This window comes from Sphingomonas asaccharolytica NBRC 15499 (assembly GCF_001598355.1).
GTDB lineage: Bacteria > Pseudomonadota > Alphaproteobacteria > Sphingomonadales > Sphingomonadaceae > Sphingomonas > Sphingomonas asaccharolytica.
On record NZ_BCYU01000042.1, the window covers coordinates 15,751 to 38,971 of the forward strand.

A 23,221-nucleotide genomic window follows, 5' to 3' on the forward strand; every position below is an offset into this window, starting at 1 on the left:
GCCACCAACCGGATCCTTGCCCTCATCGTGATTTTCCCCACCGACTTTTCTTTCCCTGAAATCATTTGCTGGTCGCGATTGCCCGGAACGAATGCGGCGGCAGGTCGAGCACGAAGCGGGTCCAGCCCGGCTGGGCATCGTTGCCACCGGCCGCCGGCGCGGCGGCGGCGATCGGTTTGTTGTCGGACGGTTCGACCGCTTTGACGCCCTCGCCCTTGACGATCAGCGTCGCCGAGACCGGCTGGTCGCGGAAATTCTCCACGACGTACGATCCGTTGTCATAAGCGAAGAGCGAGACATTGGCCGGCGCGGCGAGATGGGCCGGAAAATCCTGCATCGTCATCGCGCGGATATGATCGAGCGCCGCAGCGGGCAGATTGTAGAGGTCGCTGGGATTTTCGGGCGTCGCCAGCATCATCAGCGTGCCTTGCGAATATCGGTTCATCAGCAGGATCGGGAATCCCTTCTGCCCCGACACGCCGCGCACGACCGCCCAGCTGTCATTGGTGTAGAAACGCACGTCCGGGAACAGGATCGGCCGTGCCGGACCACCGGGATCGTCGAGCAGGCGGCCATTGCCGGCGCCGAATCCCTCGATGAAATGATCGATCGCGACTGTCCGTCCGGTCGGCGTCCATTCCGCGAGATCGGCGAAGCGCGTGCCGAGCGCGGACACGAAGCCCGAGGTGACGATCACCGTCGCGCCGCCCTTCAGGCTCGCCTGTACTTTCGCGACAATTCCCGGATCGGCCGCGGCGGCCTCGGTCAGCAGGATCGTCCGGGCGTCGGCGGGATAGGTCGGCGCCAGTTCGATCGGGATGCCGATATTGCCGAGATAATTGTGCAGGAAATCGTCGCCGCTCGACTGATACGGCTTGTAGCTCGCCACGCCGATCGGCTTGCCGAGCGACCCGAGGACCGAATCGACCGCATCGAGCGACAGTCCCGCGGCGCGCGCCCAGCCGGCCGGCATACGCGATCCCGATTGCCGCCAGACGCCCATGGCGGCCGACCAGTTGAAGCTGGTCCCCATCGTGGCCCAGGGCCGCTCGCCTTCGTCGGCGCCCGCGTCGGACGCCATCGGGCTCCAGTTGAACAATGTGACCTCGGGCGCCTTGGCCAGAACCGTGTCCCACAATTGCTCGGCATAGCGATCGAGGTAGCGCGTGCTGAACGTATCGACCCAGCCGCCGCCATTCGCGCCCGGACGGATGTTCGCGTAATAGCGATAGATCGAATAGCTCTCATATTGCTGGAGCAACTGGTCGGTGATCACCGGGTCGCGGGTCTCGGTTCCGGTATAGATACCGTCGAACGCCTTGGCTTCCTGGTCGAGGTCGTAGCCCAGTCCCTGAAAATGCTCGTACCAGTTCGGATATTTGATGATCATCCGGACCTTGGGATTCTCCGCCTTGGCCGGTCGCAGCACGAGATCGCGCGCGACCGAGCGCATCGTGTCGAGCCGGTATTGCGTCCAGCTGCGCTTGCCCTTGGCGGCGATGTTGGCGTCGCTCTTCGAGGTGAAGAAGAAGAAGTCGTCCAGGATGACCTGATCGAAATGCCGCGCCGCCAGCCGCACCGCGCGCTCGCACTCGGCGCGGTCGTCACGATCCTCGTAATCGAACGTGCCGAATTGTCCGTTCTTGCCGCCCGCCGCGAGCGTGATGCCGCCGGCAACCGCCACGCCCTTCTCGCGGAAATAGGACGACACCTTGGCCAGTTCGTCATCGGTCGCGAACTGGTGGTCGCGATAGGCCTCGATATAGACCTTGTCGAAATGGAGCTGGCCGGCGACGCGGGCATATTCGCGGTCGAACGTCGCGCGGTCGGCCAGCGCGCGGACATTGCCGACGACGACATAGATCGCGACCTTGAAGTTGCGATACGGGGCAGGGGCGGAAGCAGGCGCCGCCTGTAAGAGCGGAGGTGCCGCGGCGGCCGGCGCTGCGGTCAGTCCCGCGACCGCGGCGAGCAAGATGGCGCGGGCAATCGCTCCAGAACGTCGCCGGCGGGCAATTTCAGACACGCATATCTCCCCTAAATGCCGGGTTGTTCCCGAGTCATTGGGAGCGCTACCATAGGAGTTGTGCTGCTGGCAATCGGGTCGTGTCGGAATGTCGCGAAAGGATTTTGGCTGGGCTTCACGCCCGATGCTGCGCTACACGCGCGCGGATGAGCGGAACACCACAGAAGCGCAAAGGCCGTGGCGGCGATGCGCCGAGGATTGAAGACGTTGCCAAGCGGGCTGGCGTCTCACCGATGACGGTGTCGCGCGTGATCAACGGCGCGAGCCATGTCCGCCAGGCCGCGCGCGATGCGGTCAACGAAGCAATCGCCGCCCTCAATTACGCCCCCAATCGTGCGGCGCGCAGCCTCGCCGGCGGCGGTCAGGTGCGTCTCGGACTGCTCTACAGCAATCCCAGCGCTGCCTATCTCAGCGAGTTTCTGGTCGGCAGCCTCGATCAGGCGAGCCGCTCCGACGTCCAGCTGGTGGTCGAGAAATGCGACCGGGGAGAGGGCGAGGAGACGAGTGCGCGCCACCTGATCAGGAGCGGGATCGACGGCATCCTGCTGCCCCCGCCTTTGTGCGATTCGCAACCGCTGATCGATCTGCTCGCGGCGGAGAACGTGACCGCGGTCGCGGTCGCAACCGCCCGGATGGCGGACGGGGTCTCGACCGTGTCGATCGACGATTTCGCCGCGGCCGAGGCGATGACGCGGCACATCATCGCGCAGGGCCACCAGCGGATCGGCTTCATCATCGGCAATCCCGATCAGACCGCGAGCGCGCGGCGGCTCGACGGCTATAAGGCGACGCTGGCCGAGGCGGGGATCGCGATCGACGAAGCGCTGATCAGGCAGGGGCTGTTCACCTACCGCTCAGGGCTCGAGGCGAGCGAGGCGCTGCTCGATCTGCCCCAACCCCCGACTGCCATCTTCGCCAGCAATGACGACATGGCGGCCGCCGCGGTCGCCGTCGCGCATCGCCGCGGGCTGGACGTGCCTGGCGACGTCAGCGTGTGCGGGTTCGACGACACCGCGCTCGCCACCGCGATCTGGCCCGAGCTCACCACCGTGCGCCAGCCGATCGCGGCCATGTCGCGTGCCGCGATCGAGATGCTCGTCGCCGAGGTCAATGCGCGGCGCCAGGGCAAGACCCCGGAACCGCGCCGGCTGGTGCTCGACTTCACGCTGGTCGAGCGGGAGTCGGACGGACACCTTGGGGCGTAGCTGGTCGCTCTATCGCCCGATCGGTAAGCGGAACCCCGTCGCCGGCAGCCCGTCCGGATTATAGAGATTCACGATCGGGCTCGCCTGCCACAGATAGCGGACTTCGCTCGCCTTGCCGTCGTCGGGCACCAGCACGGTGTCGCCGCTCGCGACGGCATCTGCATAACGGCATTGCCCGCCGCTGTCGCACAGTTCGAACCCGATGACCTGGCCGCCACCGACCGTCACCAGCGGGCCATGCGCGAAGCGGATCGCGACCTTGCCGTCGCGCCGGACGACTGCTGCCGGGGCCGGCCCCCGCGCCTCGACCTTTTCCCCTAGCGCGATGGCGCGCGCGCCAAGCGCTAGGCGATAGCCCACGCCCTGCTTGTTGGTCGGGTGGATGTCGGCGACCTGGCCGATATCGATCGCGCTGGCCATGCCGACCTTCGGATCGGCATCGGCGACGCGGCGCTGGACGTCGCGCAATTGCGCCCAGACGTCATCGACCGGCCGCGAACTCAGCGGTCCGAATCCGGCAAGCTGGACCATCAGGAACGGCTCGGCGCCGAACCGCTTGCGCCAGTCGGCGATCAGCAGCGGCATCAACTCGGCATAGCCGGTGGCGTCGGAGACGTTCGCCTCCCCCTGATACCAGGCGAAACCCTTGACCGGATAACCATCCAACGGCGCGATCATGCCGTTGTAGAGTGTGGTCCGTCCGCTGCCGCCGAGCCAGGGCAGGCCCGGCGGCATGCCGATCGCCGCGAGCGCATCGCCGCGCGCAAACTGCCAGTCCTTCAGGGGAAGGACGGTGCCGTCGGCCAGAGTCAGCGTGCGGGGCAAGTCGCCCCACAATCCGCCACCGCCGCCGGTATCGATTGCCGCGACGTCGACCACATTGTCACCGGCATGGAGCAGGCCGGACGCGACCGGATATCGGCGCTGCGTGTCCCATCCCTGGAGCGTGCCGACTGTGGTTCCGTTGACGCGCGTCAGGTCGATATCGTCGACCGCGCCGATCGCCAGCTCGGCCTCGCCCGCCTGCGCGGCGGTGAGCGTCACATGCGCGCGATAATAGCCAATGCCGTCGAAGCTCGCGAGCGCGGGGTCGCCCCAATTCTCCCAGGCCGTGGTCGAGGGTGCGGGACGCCAGACGGCATTGGCCGGTGCCGACACCCGCGCGCCGAGCCACTTTTCGACCATGCTGCGCCATTGCAAAGATGCCGCCGCCGGATCGCGCCCGTAGAGAGCCAGCAGGTCGAGCGCCGGGCGATAGCGCGGCAGCGTCGCCAGCGACTCGCGGCTGATCCAGTCCTCGATCACCGACCCGCCCCAGGCCGAGGAGATCAGCCCGACCGCGATTCCCTGCCGCTGCTGGAGGTCGCGACCCATGAAATAGCAGGCCGCCGAGAAGTCCGCCGCGCTGGCGGGCGCCGAGACCTGCCAGCCGACGGGGCGGCTGAAGCCCGCTTGAGGCGTCGCGCTCGACTGGCGCGGTACGTTGAACAGGCGCAGCAACGGATGTGCCGACTGCTGCACCTCGGTATCGGCATTGGTCACGTGGCGTAGTGTGAATTCCATGTTCGACTGGCCCGAGCACAGCCAGACGTCACCGACCATGACATCGTCGAGCGTCGCGCTTGCGCTGCCGCTCGCCGCTACGAGGGAGTAGGGGCCGCCGGCGGGCCTTGCAGGTAAGGTCGCGCGCCACGCACCCTTGGCGTCGGCGGCGGCACGGACGGTCGTGCCTGCGAAGCTCAGCACGATCTCCGCCTTGGGCGCGGCATGGCCGTGCACCGCAATCGCTCGATCACGTTGCAGCACCGCATGGTCGGTGAACGGCGCGTCGAACGCTACCTGTGCCGCGGCCGGCGCGGACGCCAACATGCCGAATGCCATGATCATCCACCGCATCATCTTCCCTCTCCTGATTATTTCGATTGCAGCACCGCGGCGATCACGCGGTGCAGCTCACGCCGCATCTCGGGCGAGATTGGACCCATTATCCCGCGCGCATGCTCGGGCAGATGTGCCGCCTGTCCGGCGTCGTCGGCGAAAACGAGATGGTCGAGCAGCGCGCCTTATTGTCGATGATGCTCTCCATGGCCGACTCCTCCCCATCGCATTGTTTAAAAAGGAAATGCCGATTCTGCTGCGCCGGCGCCAGAAACGCCTAGCAGCAAGGGTGGACAAAAAAGATTGGTAGCGCAAACATTTTTGGTTGAGGTAGCGTTATCACGGTGGTATTCACACAATCAGCCGAGGCACGAGACCACGGCGGCAGAAAGCACCCGGGAGGTGCTCGTGGAGGGGAAACCGGATGCTATCCGGCCTGTCGTTCACGCGCTTCCCTGGCCTGCGATCAGGAAGGGAAGTTTAATGTTCCAGTCGAATATGCCCCAGGGCGTGACGCAGCCGACCGCAGATCGCCGTAGCTTGATGAAGCGCAATCCATTCATTCTCGCGGGGGCATCGGTCGTCGCTATTGTTGCGGCCGGGTATGCCGCGCCCGCCTGTGCGCAGGACACGTCGCCCGCAGCGGGTGCGTCGAGCGCGCAGGATGCCGGTAGTGGTCCGGCGGACAGCGGCAGCAAGGACATTGTCGTAACCGGTCGTCGTGCGGCGCTCCAGGCTGCCGACGAGCGCAAGCGCCGGAGCGAGACCATCATCGACTCGGTCGTCGCCGATGACGCCGGCAAGCTACCGGACAACTCCATCACCGAAGTGCTGCAGCGAGTATCGGGCGTCACCATCGTGCGCTTCGGCGCGCTGAACGACCCCGATCACTATTCGGTCGAGGGGACGGGCATCCAGGTGCGCGGCCTGACCGGCGTCGCCTCACGGCTCAATGGGCGCGAGATTTTCAGCGCGAACAACGGACGTTCGCTGCAGTTCGGGGATGTCACCCCGGAGATGATGGCGGCGGTCGACGTGTACAAGGCATCGACCGCGGACCTTATCGAGGGCGGCACGGGCGGCCAGATCGATCTGCGCACCAAGGTGCCATTCGATTATAAGGACGATCGCTTTCACATCGCCGCGACCGGCGACCTCAGCATGGGCGATCTCGCGCGCAAGGGCGATCTGTCGGGCTCGATCCTGGTCACCAAGCGCTGGTCGACTCCGATCGGCGAGATCGGTATCCTTGGCGACGTCGCATATAGCCGCCTCAGCTCCGCCTCGCACTTCTTCCGGGTGGAGCCCTATTTCCGCCAGCACATTTCGGGCGCGGATTATTATATTCCGGGCGGCTATACGTATGGCGAGGAGCAGTTCCAGCGCACCCGCACCGGCATTTACGGCGCGGTGCAGTGGGCGCCGTCGGATTCGCTGACCTTCACCGGCACTTTTTTCCAGTCGCGCTACAAGAACAAGTCGGGCGACTGGGGGGCTTTCGTATCGTCACAGTCGATGGCCGTCGATCCGACGAACAGCAAGTTCGACAGCAACAACATGCTGATCTCGACGCCGCTATTGTTCAATCGCGATCAATCGAGCTTTCTGCCAACTGGTTCAACGACGAGCGGCGGCAACAAGGGCGCCTATGCCAGCAGGACGACCACCAAGGATTATTCGCTGAGTTTCAACTGGTCGCCGGCGAATAGCCCATTGTCGATCAAGGGCGGCCTCCAGCGCGTTGATTCGGCTCAGATATCCCATCGCTTGGACGTGTTCCGTGACGTCGCGTTTCCTGGAGGCTTCGGCTTCGACCTGAGCGGCGACCTGCCGCTCGTCACCATGCCCGCGGGTTCGCAGGCGAAATTCGACGATCCCGCCAGTTACTTCTGGTCGGCGACGATGCCGCACGAGGAGGATAATAGCGGGCGGCTCGATTCGGCCAACCTCGATCTGGAATACAAGTTCGAGAACAGCTTCTTCAAATCGATCAAGATCGGCGGCCGCGCCGCCAAGCGAACCGAGCGCGATTATAATAACGGCTACAATTGGGCCGCGCTGGGCCGCGGCTGGAACGGCGATCCGCAGCTGACTTATGCCAACGCCGCACCGGGCGACGTCGAGCTCCATGTCTTCAAGAATTTCTTCCACGGCCAGGCGGTGCTCCCAGGGAATTTGATGTTCCCGACAGACGAGCTCGTCCGACGCTTCAATCGCGCGCAGCTGACCGCCTCGCCACCTGCGGGTTTCTGCACCGGCCGGGAATTCGACTGCTCGGCATCCGGACCGTTGCCGCAGACCGGCTACGGCGGTGGTGCGGGTATCCGGCCGATCGGCTTCGTGCTGCCGTTCGATCGGGTCGATAACGAGACCAAGACCTACGCCGGCTATGCGCTCGCGCGGTTCGGGTCTGAAGGTCTTGGCCTTTCCGGCAATGTCGGCGTGCGTGTCGTCCACATCGAGAACGAAGGCAGCGGCTTCGTTCAGCAGAATGGCGCGACGTTCATCCGGAACGGCCAGCTGCAGACACTCCTTAACGTGGGTGTCCCGCGTGGCGGCAAAGCGTCCTTCACGCGCGCCCTGCCATCGATTAATTTCGATTATGCGCTGGCCCCGAACGCGAAGATCCGATTCGGGTACAACATCACCATGGACTTGCCGTCGTTCAATGCCTTGCGTGCGTCGGGCTCGACCGGCGCGGCCACCATCGGCGGTGCTAACCCCGGTGATCCGAACATCTTCACCAATTTCACGGCCGATACGGGCAATCCGCTTCTCAAGCCGACCATGTCGAACAATTTCGATCTGTCGTTGGAATACTATCCCCGCCCCGGCACCTCCTTCCACCTGGCGCCATTCTATAAGCGTTTAACCAACTTGCCGATCTATTCGCTAACGCAGCGAAATGTGACATTCGTGTTCCAGGACGGGACCACTGAAACCGCACTGGCGGCGGCGACCGACTATATCAACTCGTCAAAGGCGGCGACGGTCAAGGGCTTCGAGATCGGCGGGCGCATCTTCTTCGACAAGCTGCCGGGCGTCCTCAGCGGATTGGGCTTTGAAGGCAATTACACCTTCGTTGACAGCAAGAATCCGGGAGACCTGTATCGCGACATCAACGGCGGGATTCACAGCAACGCACCGCTGGTCGGATTGTCCAGGCATAACTTCAATGCGGTGCTGCTCTACGAGCGCAAGGCGGTCTCGTTCCGCGTCGCTTATTCCTGGCGGTCGCGTTATCTGCAATCGACCAACAGCAACGGCACCAATCCGACTTACAATTACTTTTCCGCGCCGGGCGTCTCTACGCCCGTTCAGATCGCGCTACCGATCTATGGCGCCAATTACGGCCAGTTGGAAGCTGGTGCCAGGTTCAAGGTCACCGAGAACTTCTCCTTCTCGATCCAGGGCACCAACCTGACCAACTCGATGCAGCGCACCCTGATGGGTGGGTATCCCGGCGACAAGCTGTACGGGCGTAGCTGGTTCCAGACCGATCGGCGCATCAGCACCGGGATCAACCTCGCATTCTGAAGTGTCGCCTTCGACCGCCAGGTTGCATAACCTGGCGGTCGAAATGATCGGGCGGACGGGACATGATGAAGCGGGTTATCATCGTCGGCGGCGGCACCGCCGGCTGGCTGAGCGCGGGATATCTTGCCAAGAGACTTGGCGCCGATTTGCCGGGCGGGGTCGCGATCACGCTCGTTGAATCAAAGGAGATCGGCATTCTCGGAGTCGGAGAAGGCACCTTTCCGACAATCCGCAGGACATTGGCGACGATCGGCGTCGACGAGGCTGAGATGATCCGCCGTTGCGGCGCGACGTTCAAGCAAGGGGCCAAATTCGCCCATTGGCGGCACGCTCCCGGCACCGGTCGGCACGATCACTATCTCCATTCGTTCCAGAGTGGCGAGGATCGCGGCGGGCTCGATCTGTTGCCCTATTGGCTGCTTGGCGTAGCGGGCGACGAGAATTGGGACGAGGTCAACACGCCACAGAAAAAAGCAGCTGACGCGCACCGCGCGCCAAAACTGCCGAGCCATCCCGACTTTGTCGCGCCGCTCAACTACGCTTTCCATTTCGATGCGGTGACGCTCGCGCAATTGCTGCGCGATCAGGGCATCGCCAACGGCGTCACGCATCTGATCGACACGGTCGAAGAGGTGTTGACGGGAGACGATGGCATTGCCGGCGTTCGCACCGCCGCCAACGGCGTGCTCGCCGGTGACCTCTATATCGACTGCACCGGCTTTCGGGCGGAACTGATCGGCAAGGCGTTGGGCAGTCCCTATCGATCGTGTCGGGACGTGTTGTTCTGCGATACAGCGCTGGCGATGCAAGTGCCCTATGCGAGCGGCGATGCGCCGATCGCTTCCTATACCATCTCGACCGCACAGGAAGCGGGGTGGGTCTGGGACATCGGGCTCGACCAGCGCCGTGGCATCGGGCACGTTTATTCCTCGTCGCATACCGACGATGCCCGCGCCGAGGCCGTACTGCGCGATTATGTCGGTCCCGCCGCCGAGCAACTCGAGACGCGCAAGATCCGCTTCGAAGGCGGCTACCGCGAAACCAATTGGGTGAAAAACTGCGTTGCTATCGGGCTGTCGAGCGGATTCTTCGAGCCGCTCGAGGCGACCGGTATCGTCTTTGCCGAAGTCGCCGCGTCGATGGTCGCCAATCTGTTTCCCTGGGCCGGCGATTTCGAAACCTCGGCGCGCCAGTTCAACCATATCATGCGTCGCCGCTACGAGCGTACGCTCGACTTCATCAAGTTGCACTATTCGATCAGCCAGCGCCGCGACACTGACTTCTGGCGAGACAATGTCGATCCGTCGACGAGCCGCGACTCGCTGCACGAATTGCTCGATCGCTGGCGTTTTCGTCCCCCGACCGAGATGGACATAGACACCAATATCGACATCTTCACCGAGCCGAGTTGGCAATATGTCCTATACGGAATGGGCTGGAAGACCGATCTGTCGGCCAAGGCCGGCGTATATCGCTATCGTGACGACGCGCGCGCGGCCTTTGCCGATGTGCGACGGCAGGCCGATTATGCGATCCGCACGTTGCCGAGCAATCGCGAGCTTGTGCGATATGCGCAAACCTCCGGGTTCGGCTCCCAGGAGAAGCTGGCATGACCGGCGCGCGCGGCGAGGGGCCGATCAAGCGTGTCGTGATCGTCGGTGGCGGCACCGCCGGCTGGATGACCGCGGCGGCGTTAGCCCGGCTGACGGCTGCCGGCGTCGCGGTGACTCTGATCGAATCCGACGAGATTGGCACGGTCGGCGTCGGCGAAGCGACGATTCCCACGTTGCACGATTTCAATCACTTGCTCGGCATCGACGAAGACGAGTTCGTGCGCGCGACGCAAGCGACGTTCAAGTTAGGCATCGAGTTCGTCGGCTGGGGCCTGCCGGAAGATCGCTATATTCACCCGTTCGGGCGCCTTGGCCGCGACGCCGTGGGGATCAAATTCCATAACATCTGGCTGCGCCAGATGCGCGCTGCCGCTTCCGCGCAGGAGGCGGGCCGGATCGGCGACTACAGCATTGCCGTGCAGGCAGCGTTGCGTGGCCGCTTCACCCGGCCGGCGGGCGATCCCGCATCGGTGCTGGCATCGCTGGGCTACGCCTTCCATTTCGATGCCGGGCTTTATGCGCGGTATCTTCGCGGGCTGGCCGAGCGGAATGGCGTGACGCGGATTGAGGGGCGGATCGAAAAGGTCGATGTCGAGCCGGAGAGCGGCTTCGTCACGGGCGTGGTACTCGCCGACGGGCGATGTGTCGAGGGCGAGTTGTTCATCGATTGCTCGGGCTTTCGCTCGCTTATCCTGGGTAACACGCTCGGTGTGGCGTTCGAGAGCTGGCAGCATTGGCTTCCGTGCGATCGCGCGATCGCTGCCCCCTGCACCAACCCGGAACCGCCGGTGCCCTATACGCGGGCAACCGCCGACGCGGCGGGCTGGCGTTGGCGCATTCCACTGCAACACCGAATGGGCAATGGCTATGTCTATTCGAGCGCCCATCTCGACGACGATGCGGCCGAGGCGCGGTTGCGCTCCATGCTCGAAGGCTCGCTGGCCGCGGCTCCGCGCCGGCTCCGCTTCACTGCCGGACGGCGCGACACGCTCTGGAAAAAAAACTGCGTCGCGATCGGGCTGTCGGCGGGGTTCCTCGAACCACTCGAATCGACCAGCATCCATCTCATTCAGTCGGGCATCGCTCGGCTCTTGGCCCTGTTCCCCGACCGCAGCTTCGCGCAGCACGAGATCGACGAATATAACCGCACGTTGCGCCTGGAATATGAGCAAGTGCGCGACTTCGTCATCCTCCATTACCATGCCACCCAGCGCGGCGACACGCCGTTCTGGCAATATTGCCGGACGATGCCGGTGCCCGACAGTCTAACCGAAAAGCTCGAATTATGGCGTGGCAACGCGCGCGTTTTCCGGCGTCAGGACGATTTGTTTACCGAAGACAGTTGGGTTGCCGTCCTGCTCGGCCAGAACGAGGTGCCGCGCGGCCAAGATCCCCTGGCTGATGCCTTGCCCGCTGATGAGTCCCGCAATTTTCTGGCCCATCTGCGCGACGTGATCAGCAAGACCGCTGCCGCGATGCCGACCCAGGCCGAGTTCATCGCGCGACATTGCGCGGCGCCGCCACTCGCCGCCTGACAGACCATAAGGAGACGATCGCGATGCCTTCACCCCGGGCCATTCCACATCGTGACGATGACCGTGACCTTCGCCAGCGAGCGTCACGTCGTCCGCCTGCCGCACCGAAGAGTTAGGAAGTAGCATGCGCGCACCGGCAACGCTTCGCGCGGGCCCTTGGGAAACGGGGCTACTCCCCGAACTGGGCGGCGCGATCGCCTATCTGACGCGCGATGGCCGCGACGTGCTGCGGCGCGCGCCGGAGGATGTCGACGATCCGCTCGCGACCGGGTGTTTCCCGCTCGTCCCCTATGCCAACCGCATCGCGCATGGGCACTTCTCCTTCGCCGACGAGGCGCATCGGTTGCCACTCAATTTCGGCGACCACCCGCACAGTCTGCACGGCATCGGCTGGCAGGCGCCCTGGACGATGGGCATGGCGGGGAGGGGCGAGGCGGTGATGGAATTGCGCCACGCCGGTGGCGGTGGCTGGCCATGGCCGTTCCGCGCCGAGCAGCGCTTCACGCTGGACGATGACGGCCTGACGGTCAGCTTGCTGCTTACCAATGAAGGCGACCGAACGATGCCCGCTGGCCTAGGCCTTCACCCTTATTTCCCGCGCGACGCATCGACGCAGCTGACGATGGCCACGCAGCGGATGTGGGAGGGCGACGAGACGATGATCCCGACCCGAACGGTCGCCGCCGACACGTTCGGCGACTGGAGCGCGGGCGCGGGCTTACCCGATCGCCTGATCGACAACAGCTTCGACGGCTGGACGGGTCAGGCCAGGATCGACGGCGCGGACGGAGTCACGCGGATCAGCACGATCGGTGCGCGGGCCGTCCATCTCTACGCGCCGCCGGGCGAAACCTTTCTGTGCGTCGAGCCGGTGTCGCATCTGCCCGACGCGCTCAACCAGGGCTTCGCGATCGCCGCGCTCGACCCTGGCGAAACCCTCGCGCTGACGATGCGCATCACGAGCTGAACCATGACATTACGATCGATCATTCTCGGCGCCGCGCTGGCGCTTGCCGCGTTGGCGCCCGCTGCGGCGCGAGATCCCGCGGCTCCCTATCGCTGGACCAACGTGACCGTCGGGGGAGGGGGCTTCGCGCCGGGTATCGTGTTCAGCCCGGTCGAGCGCGGGCTTGCCTATCTGCGTACCGACATGGGTGGCGCCTATCGCTGGGAGGATCGCGCCGGCGTCTGGGTGCCGCTGATGGACGGCTTCGCGCAAGGCAGTTTTTTCGGCGTCGAGAGCATCGCCCCGGACCCGGTCGACGCCAACCGCGTCTATGCCGCGGTCGGCATGTCCGCGCGCGATCCCGCGGCGATCATGCGCTCGGACGATCGCGGCGCGCATTGGACGATCGTGCCGGTGCCATTCCGCATGGGCGGCAACGAGCCGGGGCGCGGTCTCGGTGAGCGGCTCGCGGTCGATCCGCATCACCCGCGCCGCCTGCTGTTCGGCTCGCGCCACGATGGATTGTGGCGGAGCGAGGATACCGGCGCGCACTGGCGGCGCGACACTACCTTTCCCTATGCCGGTGCCGGTCCCGCCGCGCCCCGGACGACGCACGCCGGCATCGCGTTCGTGCTGTTCGATCCGAAATCGCCGCGCATCTTTGCCGGGATCGCCGATGCAGGCGAGGCCGGATTACTCCAGTCGAATGACGACGGCGCGCATTGGACGCGGCTCACGGGTGGCCCCGATGGCCTGGTCCCGGTCAAGGCGGCGCTCGATGGCGCCGGCCGGCTCTACGTCACCTGGGCCGACGGTATCGGCCCGAGCGGCGTGACGCGCGGCGCGATATGGGTTTTGGAGCGCTCGGGCACGTTCCACGACGTCTCGCCCGATCGTGCCGCTGCCGCCCCGCCGGGCGGCTATATCGGCATCGCCGCCGATCCCGCACGCGACGGCGTGGCCTATGCATCGACCTTCAATCGCTGGAAGCCAGGCGATACCTTGTGGCGCACGACCGATGGCGGCCGGCACTGGACCGATCTCGGTCCGCTCAGCCATCGCGACACACGCGCAACGCCGTTCCTCAATTGGGGCCGCCCGGAACCCGCTCTCGGACATTGGATGGCCGGGCTGGCGCTTGACCCGTTCGATCCCCGGCGGCTGGCCTATACGACCGGCGACACGGTCTATGTCACGAATGACGCCCCGAAGGCTGCGTTGCTCTGGACGCCCTGGACCAAAGGTGTCGAGCAGACCGCGATCATCACGCTGACCAGCCCGACCGCCGGTGCATCGTTGGTCTCCGGCTTCGGCGACCTTGGCGGGTTCGTGCACCGCGATTTCGGGCACTCGCCGCCGGGCATGTTCCTGTCGCCGCGCAACACCAATACCAACACGCTCGATTATGCCGGCCGCGCCGGGCTCGTGCTCGTGCGCAGCGGCAATGTCCATGACGGGCAGGAAATCGAGGCCGGCCTCGGCTGGTCCGATGATGGCGGCGCGAACTGGCATCCGTTGCGGACGCCCTGGTGGAACGACGGGCATAGCCTGGAGGCGCAAGGTAAGGCGCCGATCACCGTCTCGGCCGACGGCCAGGGTTTCTTCGTCGCCGCGGAACGTCCGCTGCTGACACGCGATCGCGGCAAAAGCTGGACCGAGATTGCCGGGCTGCCCGGCAATCTCCGGATCGTCACCGACAAGGTCGACGGCCGCCTCGCCTGGGCGGTCGATCCCGACACGCGTCGGATCTTCGCTAGCGTCGATGGCGGCGAGCATTTCGCGCCGATGGCGACGCGGGGCCTGTGCGCCGATCTGTCGGTGGCGCGTCCCCGCAACCGCGAAAGTCAGCCCGCCTTGGTCGCTTCGCCCTTTGCGCCGGGCGACCTGTTCCTGCTGTGCGGCACAGAGCTTTACCGCAGCCGCGACGGCGGCCCGACCTTCCAGCGGCTCGCGCCCGACCTCGACATCGCCTTGTTCGGCTTGGGGCTCGGCAGCTCGCCGGCAAATCCTGCTCTCTATGCCGTCGCCAGGCGAGCCGGAGAGACCGGCATCTGGAGATCGCCCGATGGCGGCGCCCATTGGGGTCGCATCGACGACCCTGGACACCGCTGGGGCGGCCGCTTCCGTGTGATTTCGGGCGATCCCCGCCGCCGCGGCAGAGTCTATGTCGGGACCGACGGACGGGGCATTCTCTATGGCGATCCTTCCCGCTGATCAGGCCAACGCTTCAGCCTTGTGAAAGGCGAAGGCGGCAAGCGTCGCGGGCTTCATCTCGATCGAATAACCGGGTGCCTCGGGCACGCGATAGGCGCCGCCCGCCACCACGCTCGGCGCGACGAAATGCTCGTGGAGGTGATCGACATATTCGGCGACGCGTCCCTCCTTCGTCCCCGAGAAGCAGAGATAGTCGATCATCGACAGATGCTGGACATATTCGCACAGGCCCACGCCGCCGGCGTGCGGACAGACCGGCAGATCGTATTTCGCCGCCATCAGCAGCACCGCCAGCACTTCATTGACGCCGCCCAGCCGGCACGCGTCCAGCTGCACCACGTCGATCGCGCCGCGCATGATGAATTGCTTGAACAGGATACGGTTCTGGCACATCTCTCCGGTCGCGACCTTGACCGGCGCGATCCCTTGGCGAATGCGCCGGTGCCCCTCGATATCGTCGGGGCTGGTCGGTTCTTCGATGAACCAGGGATTGGCGAAAGCGAGTTCGCGGACATGCGCGATCGCCTCCTCGACTTCCCACACCTGATTGGCGTCGATCATCAACCGGCGATCCGGTCCGATCGCTTCACGCGCGAGGGTCACCCGGCGGATATCTTCCTCCAGCGAGCGCCCGACCTTGAGCTTGACGTGATTGAACCCTTCGGCGACCGCTTCGCGGCAGAGCTGGACCAATTTGTCGTCCGAATAGCCCAGCCAGCCAGCCGACGTCGTGTAGCAGGGATAGCCGTTCGCCTCGAGGTCGGCGACCCGCATTGCCTTTCCCGCTGCGCGCTCGGTCAACAGCGCCACCGCTTCCTCGGGCATGATGCAGTCGGTGATATAGCGGAAATCGATCAGCCCGACGATTTCCTCGGCGCTCATCTCGCCGATCAGGCGCCACAAGGGCTTTCCCGCCTGTTTCGCCAGCAGATCCCACACCGCATTGACCACGGCGCCAGTCGCGAGATGGATCACGCCCTTTTCCGGTCCGATCCAGCGGAGTTGGCTGTCGCCCGTCACGTGCCGCCAGAAGCGCGCGCCATCGGCCCGGATCCAGTCGAGGTCCAGCCCTTCGACCAGCGGCGCCAGTGCCTCGATCGCGGCGCAGCAGATATCGTTGCCGCGGCCGATTGTGAAGGTCAGGCCGTGTCCGGTAAGATCGGGCTGGTCGGTCTCGAGGATGCAATAAGCGGCCGAATAATCGGGATCCGGGTTCATCGCATCCGACCCGTCGAGCCGCGTCGAGGTCGGGAACCGGATATCGAGCACGCGAAGCTTGACGATTCTGGCCATGGCGTTCGCGTTCTGCCCCCGACGTTGCCGGCTAAATATTTCGCTGGTGTAGATTATTTTCATATGTGGAGATTGCCGCCGGTGCAAGTGGGCTTTAATGCTCTTCGTGCGCAAGCCGTCTCGGAACGGCCATCAGGAGGGAAATTTGGAAAACGCCGATTCACCCGATGTGCCCGCGGCGGCCACCCGGCGCTTTTGCTATGCGCTCGACCTGATCGATGATGCCGCGCTGATCGCTGAATATGAGGCGCGCCATGCGCCGGGATCGGGCTGGCCCGCGGTGGTCGCGCATATCCGCGCGCAGGGCGCCGAGAGCATGGAGATCTGGCGCGCGGGCGACCGCATGATGATGATCGTCGAAGCGGCGGCCGATTATCCGCGGCCGGTTCCGACACCGCCCGAGATCGATCGCTGGGAAGACCTGATGTGGCGTTTCCAGCGGCCGCTGCCGTTCGCGCGACCTGGCGAGAAATGGGTGGAGATGGTGCAGATTTTCGACCTCGACGCGCAATGACCGGCCTGAACCTGCCCCCGATCGGCTTCGGCACAGCCCCGCTCGGCAATCTCTATCGGGCGGTCGACGACGAGACTGCCGAGGCGACGATCACCGCCGCGCTCGAGGCAGGGCTGCTCTATGCCGATACCGCCCCTTATTACGGCTTCGGACTGGCAGAGACGCGTTTGGGCCGGGCGATCGCCGGCAACCGCGATATGGTCGTTTCGACCAAGGTCGGTCGGGTACTGGAGCCGCTGGCCGCGACCGCGGAGCGCGACCGCCATGGTTTTGTCGACGCGCTGCCCTTCGCACCGGTCTATGATTATTCGCGCGACGGGATAATGCGATCGTATGAGGCCAGCCTGAAACGGCTGGGCCGCGATCGCGTCGATATCCTCTATGTCCATGACATCGGGCGCCGCGCCCATGCGGCGGCACATGACGCCCGGATGAGCGAATTGCTGGACAAGGGCGGTTTTGCCGCGCTCGAGGAGCTCCGCGACCAAGGAGCGGTTTCGGCGATCGGCGTCGGCGTCAACGAGACCGAGGTGTGCCTTGAGCTGATGGAGCGCGTGTCGCTCGATATCATCCTGCTGGCCGGCCGCTATACCTTGCTCGAACAAAGCCCGATCGACGACCTTTTCCCGCGCTGTGCCGCGACGGGGACCGCGCTGGTTCTGGCCGGCGTCTACAATTCGGGAATCCTCGCGCTGGGGGCGGATGCGCCTGCCGCGCATTACGATTATGCCGGCGTGCCCGAGGCGATCCGCCAGCGGACGCGTGCGATCGAACGGATCTGCGCGGCGCATGATGTGGCCTTGCCGGTCGCTGCGTTGCGGTTCGTCCTCGCGCACCCCCAGGCAGCGAGCGTGATCGTCGGTCTCGCCAATCCCGACGAGGTGCGGGCGACGATGGCCAATATCGCCGCGCCCGTCCCCGACGGCCTGTGGAGCGATCTGAAAATGGCGGGCTTGCTGCGGGCCGACGTGCCCACCTGGACCGAATAGGACCGCGATCGGGCGTTCAGGCGCGGCTGTCGCCCTCGACGAGTTGCTCGGAAATCGCCTCCGCCGCCTTGCGTACCAACGCCGCGGTGTCGCGCGCGGACACCGACGGCTGGATCTTCTTCAGATAGGGGACGGTCAGTGCCGCCGCCGCGCTGCCGCCGCGCATCACCGGCGCGGAAATGTCGGTGATCCCGGCGACGAATTGGCTCGGCGTGTGTTCGACATGGCGTTCGGCAATTTCGTCGGCGCGTGCCCGCAGCGCCGCCATCTCGGCTTCGGGGATCGGCGGATCGAACATCTTTTCCCAGCGGCGGCGAACCTCCTCGGGCTGATGCGCGTAGAGGATCACACCCGACGCCGTCTGCATCAGCGGGCGGCGATAGCCGACCCGTACCGAGAAACCGAGTTGCTCGGCCGATTCCATCCGCGCCACCACTACCATCTGGCCGCGCGTGTGCAGCGCAAGGTGGCATGACTGGCCGAGGTCGAGCGCGAGCCGACGCATCACCGGCAAGGCGATTTCGATCAGATTGGCGGTGCGCGGCTGCTGCATGCCGAGCGAGAACAGCCGGTCGGTCAGGCGATAGCCGTCATCGGTCGGATCCTGTTCGATATAGCCGCGCTGTTCGAGTACCTGGACCATGCGGAACAGCTCGCCGTGCGAACGGCCGAGCGCGTGGACGATTTCGGTCAGCGTCATCGGGTCAGCCTGCGCCGCGAGCAATTCGAGCACGTCCAGCCCCTTTTCGAGTGCAGGTGCGCGATACCGCGAATCCCCGCCGCGATCCTCATCGTCAGCCATCGATAACATCCTCGCCTTCATGACTGTCTTTGGCATGATGGCCCTCCTGCGTCGATCCATCTATCTTTGTTCACTGGTAAAAAACAGCTTTGCCAGGAGAAAATTTGCTCTAGGCTCGCGAGCATAATCGGAGAGAAGGTCGTGCCGGTGCTGCGGATCGACAGGAGGGGATTGATATGAGCGAGGGATCGCCGGTGCCGAAGACGCGCATGTTGCCGTTTGGACTGATCGTCGCATTGTTCTTCCTGTGGGGAATCGCGAACAATCTCAACGATATCCTGATCGCACACTTCAAGAAGCTGTTCGTTCTCGGCGACCTCCAGGCCGGGCTCGTCCAATCGGCTTTCTATCTCGGTTATTTCTGCCTCGCCATTCCGGCCGCCCTGTTCATGCGGGCTTACGGCTATCGCGCCGCGGTGCTGCTCGGTCTCTGCTTCTACGGCGCCGGCGCGTTGCTGTTTTGGCCGGCAGCGAGCCAGCAAAGCTATCCGTTCTTTCTCGCCGCTTTGTTCGTCATCGCCAGCGGGCTGTCGTTTCTCGAGACGTCGGCCAACCCGCTCATCGCGCGGCTTGGACCGCCGGAGAGCGCGTCGCGGCGGCTCAATCTCGCCCAGGCGTTCAACCCGCTCGGCTCGATCACCGGGATCGTTATCGGCAGCCAGTTCATCCTGTCGGGCGTGGCGCACAGCCCCGCCGAGATCGCGGCGATGTCTCCCGGCGTATTGGCGCAATGGCGCGCGAGCGAAGCCACCGCGGTGCAGCTACCCTATCTGCTGATCGGCCTCGGCGTGCTGGCATGGGCGGTGCTGATCCGATTGACCGCTTTTCCCGCGATCGCGACCCAGCGCGATGTCGAGGAAGATGTCGGCGCCCTCGATGATTTTCGCGCGCTGCTCCGCGATCGCCGGATCCTGCTCGGCGTCCCGGCGCAATTCTTCTATGTCGGCGCGCAGGTCGGCGTGTGGAGCTTTCTCATCCGCTATGCCGAGGTCGCCGTGCCGGGCACGCCCGAGCGCGTCGCGGCGGGTTATCTCACCATCTCGCTCGTCACCTTCATGGCGGGGCGGTTCGTCGGCTCGGCACTGATGGGCGTGGTGCGCGCACCGTTGCTGCTCGCCATTTTCGCGGTCGCCGGCGCCTTGCTGTGCCTCATCGCGACGATCGCGGGAGGCATGGTCGGCATCGTCGCGCTGATCGCCTCGAGCTTCTTCATGTCGATTATGTACCCGACCATCTTCGCCGAGACGGTTGACGGCCTCGGCGCACGGACGAAGTCGGCCGCCGCTTTGCTGGTGATGGCAATCATCGGGGGAGCCGTGTTTCCGGCGGTAATGGGTTTGGTGTCCGACCGCACCGGGTCGATGGTCAATGCGATGGCCGTGCCCGCTTGCTGCTTCCTCGTCGTGCTCGCCTTCGCGTTGACGGTGCGGAAGCCGGCGTGATCGACGCCCATGTCCATCTCTGGCGGATCGGCGAGCATGGCTGCACTTGGCCGCCTCCCGATCTCGAGGCGATCCATCGCAATGTCGAGCTGCCCGAACTGCGCGCGCTGGCGGCAGCCAACGGGATTGACGGCGTGGTGCTGGTCCAGAGTCAGGACAATGCCGCCGATACCGACTGGCTGCTGTCGCTTGCCGATGATCAGCTGGTGTTGGGAATAGTCGGCTGGAGCGATCTGCGCGGCACGTTGCCGTCGCACCCGATGGTCAAGGGCCTGCGCCCGATGGTGCAGGATCGCGATGCCGACTGGTATGACGATCCCGCGATCGATGCCGGCCTCGCTGCGATGGCCGACCGCGGGCTGGTGCTCGACGCGCTGATCCGCCCGCGACACCTGGCCGCATTGCATCGCCTCGCCGCGCGGCATCCGGCGCTGTCGATCGTCATCGACCATGCCGCCAAACCCGATTCCGGCGATCTTGTCGGCTGGGAAGCCGAGATGCGCGCAATTGCCGATCGGCCCAATATCGCGTGCAAGCTGTCGGGGCTGGTCACCGAGCCCGGGCTGACACCGCGCATCGGCGAGGTCGCGGCGATACTGCTCGACGCATTCGGCACCGACCGCTTGATCTGGGGGAGCGATTGGCCCGTCCTCACCCTGGCGGGGGAATATGCATCCTGGCTCGCGCGGGCGCGGACCCTGATCGCCCCGAGCGCGCGGGACGCGGTGTTCTACGGCAACGCACGACGCCTCTACGCGCTTTCCGGCGGGGCCGAAAAAGCGCCGGCATAGGATGGCAATCGGCGTCGCTTTCGAGCGCATGGCGCGACCGCGCGAGGGTATTGCCCTCGTCACAAGGCGCGATCGCCAAGCGCCGCGTCAGGATCGGGTGGGGCATCGACGCCTAAATTTGAAGGCCGAGATCGCTGCGCGATTGATTGGCCAGCTCGTAACCATAATATTGAGATAGGCCGGTTTTACGCGTCGGTGAACCGTCCGTTTCGGGCCGGATTTGATTTGCCGACTCGGCGAACCTTGCCGTAACGTGCCAGGGTAGGTCGCACGCACGACTGTCATGGCGAAAACGCCGATCGTCACGAACATTGGAAGGGTCCGACGCCGCAGGTTTACCTGACGGTGACGGCAGCTTTCGCTGGAACGGCCGCGTTCGGGAGCGCGCGGCCGAACAATGGGGCGCGTCTTGAATCAGGGGGGAGACATTGCGGCGCGGGATGGCCTGTTCGGCGCGAGCGCGGCGATCTCCCAGTTGCGCGGCTATCTCGCCAAGGTTGCGCTGAGCGATGCCACCGTATTGGTGACTGGCGAGACCGGGACCGGCAAGGAGCGCGTGGCCAATGCGGTGCATCGGCTGGGCCCGCGCGCGGCGCGGCCATTCGTCGCGGTCAATTGCGCGGCGATCCCCGAAAGCTTGTTCGAATCCGAGATGTTCGGCCACGAGCGCGGCGCGTTCACCGGTGCACAGTCCAGCTTTCCCGGCCGCTTCGTAGAGGCCGACGGCGGCACGCTGTTCCTCGACGAGATAGGGGAGATGACGCCGCCTGCGCAGGCGAAATTGCTCCGGGTGCTCGAGGATCGCACTGTCACACCGGTCGGCTCGCTGCGCCGCCATCCCGTCGACGTGCGCATCGTCGCGGCCAGCAACGAACGGCTCGAGGATCTGGTCATCGAACGCCGTTTTCGCGCCGATCTCTATTACCGGCTCAACGTCGCTCGCATCGAGATGCCGCCGTTGCGCGCCCGGCCAGAGGATATCGGCCCGATCGTCGACCAATTCATCGCCGAGCAGAATCGCCGCCGGTCGCTTCAAGTCGGCCGGCCCGATACCGCCTTGCTCGACCGCATGCGGCGTTACGATTGGCCGGGCAATGTCCGCGAACTGCGCAACATGGTCGAGGCACTGTTCATCGACCCGCCGGATGGCCGAGTGGTCGGGATGGCCGATCTCCCACCCGCCTTTCGCCGTCTGTTCGAGCAGGATCGCTCGGCAGGCGAGCCTGAGCGCGAGCGGTTGGTAAGCGTGCTGCGCCAGACCAACTGGAACAAGGTCGAGGCGGCGCGGCAGTTGAACTGGTCACGCATGACGCTTTATCGCAAGCTCGCTAAATACGATCTCGATCCCGATCCGGACGATGTCACTCAGTGACACTCGCGATGTAACATGGGACAGCCCAGGGCATTTGCGATATCGCAGCGGTCTTAGAAAAACCTTTGCAGACTAATTAGATAGGAGCCTTCCGGCGAATTGGCCCGGCGCTTGCTCAGGGATGCTCGTCGCAGCGCGAGAGGATCCGTGAGCCCATCCGATCTTGACCATGATCGTCATCCGACAGGCGCCGTGCCGCGGCCCGAGCGGCCGCTGCTGGCCTGCTATGCGAATTATTTCGAAGTCGGGCACAATGCGTTCGAATTCCTGCTCGATGCCGGCCAGGTCGAGCCGCAATCGGGCGACGTCCAGCTGATGAGCCGGATCGCCGTCAGCCCGGTTCACGCCAAATTGCTCGCGACCTTGCTCAACCAATCGATCGCGCAGTTCGAACACGCGCATCACGACATTCCCGACATCGCCGAGCTCGACGGCGACCTGTCGATCATCAACCCGCAGGAATTCGAACGGCGCGCGATCGACGCCCGCCGCAAGCGCACCGCCCCTGGCGGAGCCGCGCACTCCCATCGTGACGAGAGGTAGAATCATGGCAGCGCAACTTCGCCCCAATCGCCTGGACGTGACCGACCGGTTCCCGATGCTCGGCTTCACCATCCGGACCGACAGCCCGCCACGCGTCGCCGAGGTGGTGCTGGCGACCGACCCGGCGCTGTTCGCGAAGAAGGACGGGCGGTCCCCGTCCAATTTCTACTCCAGCCGCGAGCACGGCCTGTTGTCGGTGCCACGCGGCGAAGCCGTCTACGTGGTACCGCCCGAGGTGCTGGCGCGGTTCATCGCCGCCGACAAATTGTGGTTCGGTCTCGCCACCGCGACTCCACCGACCGCGTCCGACTGGATGGTCGACGTGATGCCGACCGCGTCGAGCCCCTATATTTCGCTGGGCGGCCTAAGCGACCGCGCCTTGCGTCGGGTGCGGATGTTCCCGACCCGAGTCAGCGGCGCGTATGTAAGGGGACCCGCTGCAATCGCCGAATGGGCGGGCGACCGCGCCCAACCGGGAACGACTCCCGCCGCCGCTCCCGCGCCAGCTGCCGGACAGCCGG

At 65.1% G+C, this 23,221-nt stretch carries 18 protein-coding genes; 14 read left to right on the forward strand and 4 right to left on the reverse strand.

What is annotated here, in order from left to right; translation table 11 throughout:
- Positions 1-61: 61 nt before the first annotated feature.
- Positions 62-2,026, reverse strand: coding sequence for a putative glycosyl hydrolase (locus tag SAS01S_RS12565; protein WP_157082800.1), 1,965 nt, complete (start codon positions 2,024-2,026; stop codon positions 62-64).
- Between the two features lie 146 nt (positions 2,027-2,172).
- Here SAS01S_RS12565 and SAS01S_RS12570 point away from each other — a divergent pair, with 146 nt between their 5' ends.
- Complete coding sequence (locus SAS01S_RS12570) at positions 2,173-3,231, forward strand: LacI family DNA-binding transcriptional regulator (protein ID WP_084238934.1); 1,059 nt, start codon at positions 2,173-2,175, stop codon at positions 3,229-3,231.
- A 9-nt stretch (positions 3,232-3,240) separates the two neighbouring features.
- Here the strand turns inward: SAS01S_RS12570 and SAS01S_RS12575 are convergent, their stop codons facing one another.
- The gene (locus SAS01S_RS12575; RefSeq protein ID WP_066808518.1) at positions 3,241-5,130 is read right to left on the reverse strand and encodes a sialate O-acetylesterase; all 1,890 of its coding nucleotides are present in this window, start codon (positions 5,128-5,130) and stop codon (positions 3,241-3,243) included.
- Between the two features lie 47 nt (positions 5,131-5,177).
- On the opposite strand from SAS01S_RS12575, the gene SAS01S_RS22560 reads away from it, so the two are divergent.
- From SAS01S_RS22560 to SAS01S_RS12600, 6 genes are all read left to right on the forward strand, one after another.
- Positions 5,178-5,390, forward strand: a complete 213-nt coding sequence (locus tag SAS01S_RS22560; RefSeq protein WP_157082801.1) for a hypothetical protein — start codon at positions 5,178-5,180, stop codon at positions 5,388-5,390.
- Between the two features lie 202 nt (positions 5,391-5,592).
- Positions 5,593-8,646, forward strand: a complete 3,054-nt coding sequence (locus SAS01S_RS12580) for a TonB-dependent receptor (RefSeq protein ID WP_066808521.1) — start codon at positions 5,593-5,595, stop codon at positions 8,644-8,646.
- 62 nt (positions 8,647-8,708) lie between these two features.
- Positions 8,709-10,259 (forward strand): tryptophan halogenase family protein, encoded by a 1,551-nt coding sequence (locus tag SAS01S_RS12585; protein ID WP_066808529.1) that lies wholly within the window; start codon positions 8,709-8,711, stop codon positions 10,257-10,259.
- Positions 10,256-11,794 (forward strand): tryptophan halogenase family protein, encoded by a 1,539-nt coding sequence (locus tag SAS01S_RS12590; protein ID WP_066808531.1) that lies wholly within the window; start codon positions 10,256-10,258, stop codon positions 11,792-11,794. Before SAS01S_RS12585 ends, SAS01S_RS12590 begins: the two co-directional genes overlap by 4 nt.
- Before the next feature lie 124 nt (positions 11,795-11,918).
- Entirely contained in the window at positions 11,919-12,761 is an 843-nt protein-coding gene (locus tag SAS01S_RS12595) for an aldose 1-epimerase (RefSeq protein WP_066808533.1), read from the forward strand.
- A 3-nt stretch (positions 12,762-12,764) separates the two neighbouring features.
- The gene (locus SAS01S_RS12600) at positions 12,765-14,954 is read left to right on the forward strand and encodes a WD40/YVTN/BNR-like repeat-containing protein (protein ID WP_066808535.1); all 2,190 of its coding nucleotides are present in this window, start codon (positions 12,765-12,767) and stop codon (positions 14,952-14,954) included.
- On the opposite strand, the gene SAS01S_RS12605 is transcribed toward SAS01S_RS12600, so the two are convergent.
- Entirely contained in the window at positions 14,955-16,247 is a 1,293-nt protein-coding gene (locus tag SAS01S_RS12605; protein WP_066808544.1) for an L-fuconate dehydratase, read from the reverse strand.
- Positions 16,248-16,392: 145 nt separating this feature from the next.
- Here SAS01S_RS12605 and SAS01S_RS12610 point away from each other — a divergent pair, with 145 nt between their 5' ends.
- Together SAS01S_RS12610 and SAS01S_RS12615 are read left to right on the forward strand one after the other, a co-directional pair.
- Positions 16,393-16,761, forward strand: coding sequence for an L-rhamnose mutarotase (locus SAS01S_RS12610; protein WP_218016292.1), 369 nt, complete (start codon positions 16,393-16,395; stop codon positions 16,759-16,761).
- Complete coding sequence (locus SAS01S_RS12615; RefSeq protein WP_066808546.1) at positions 16,758-17,750, forward strand: aldo/keto reductase; 993 nt, start codon at positions 16,758-16,760, stop codon at positions 17,748-17,750. The genes SAS01S_RS12610 and SAS01S_RS12615 overlap by 4 nt, the downstream gene beginning before the upstream one ends.
- A gap of 16 nt (positions 17,751-17,766) precedes the next feature.
- On the opposite strand, the gene SAS01S_RS12620 is transcribed toward SAS01S_RS12615, so the two are convergent.
- Positions 17,767-18,552: an IclR family transcriptional regulator gene (locus SAS01S_RS12620; RefSeq protein ID WP_066808583.1), complete on the reverse strand. Its 786-nt coding sequence runs from the start codon at positions 18,550-18,552 to the stop codon at positions 17,767-17,769.
- 176 nt (positions 18,553-18,728) lie between these two features.
- On the opposite strand from SAS01S_RS12620, the gene fucP reads away from it, so the two are divergent.
- The 5 genes from fucP to SAS01S_RS12645 all read left to right on the forward strand — a co-directional run.
- Positions 18,729-19,994 (forward strand): L-fucose:H+ symporter permease, encoded by a 1,266-nt coding sequence (gene fucP, locus SAS01S_RS12625; RefSeq protein ID WP_066808559.1) that lies wholly within the window; start codon positions 18,729-18,731, stop codon positions 19,992-19,994.
- Positions 19,991-20,785 carry an amidohydrolase family protein gene (locus SAS01S_RS12630; RefSeq protein ID WP_066808563.1) on the forward strand — a complete coding sequence of 265 codons (795 nt, stop codon included), beginning with the start codon at positions 19,991-19,993 and terminating at the stop codon, positions 20,783-20,785. The genes fucP and SAS01S_RS12630 overlap by 4 nt, the downstream gene beginning before the upstream one ends.
- A gap of 409 nt (positions 20,786-21,194) precedes the next feature.
- Positions 21,195-22,157 (forward strand): sigma-54 interaction domain-containing protein, encoded by a 963-nt coding sequence (locus SAS01S_RS12635; protein ID WP_218016293.1) that lies wholly within the window; start codon positions 21,195-21,197, stop codon positions 22,155-22,157.
- Positions 22,158-22,304: 147 nt separating this feature from the next.
- On the forward strand, positions 22,305-22,700 hold the full coding sequence (locus SAS01S_RS12640) for a DUF3467 domain-containing protein (protein WP_066808566.1): 396 nt from the start codon (positions 22,305-22,307) through the stop codon (positions 22,698-22,700).
- Between the two features lie 4 nt (positions 22,701-22,704).
- Positions 22,705-23,221, forward strand: a 517-nt coding sequence (locus tag SAS01S_RS12645) for a hypothetical protein (protein ID WP_157082802.1), incomplete at its 3' end; no start/stop codon positions are given.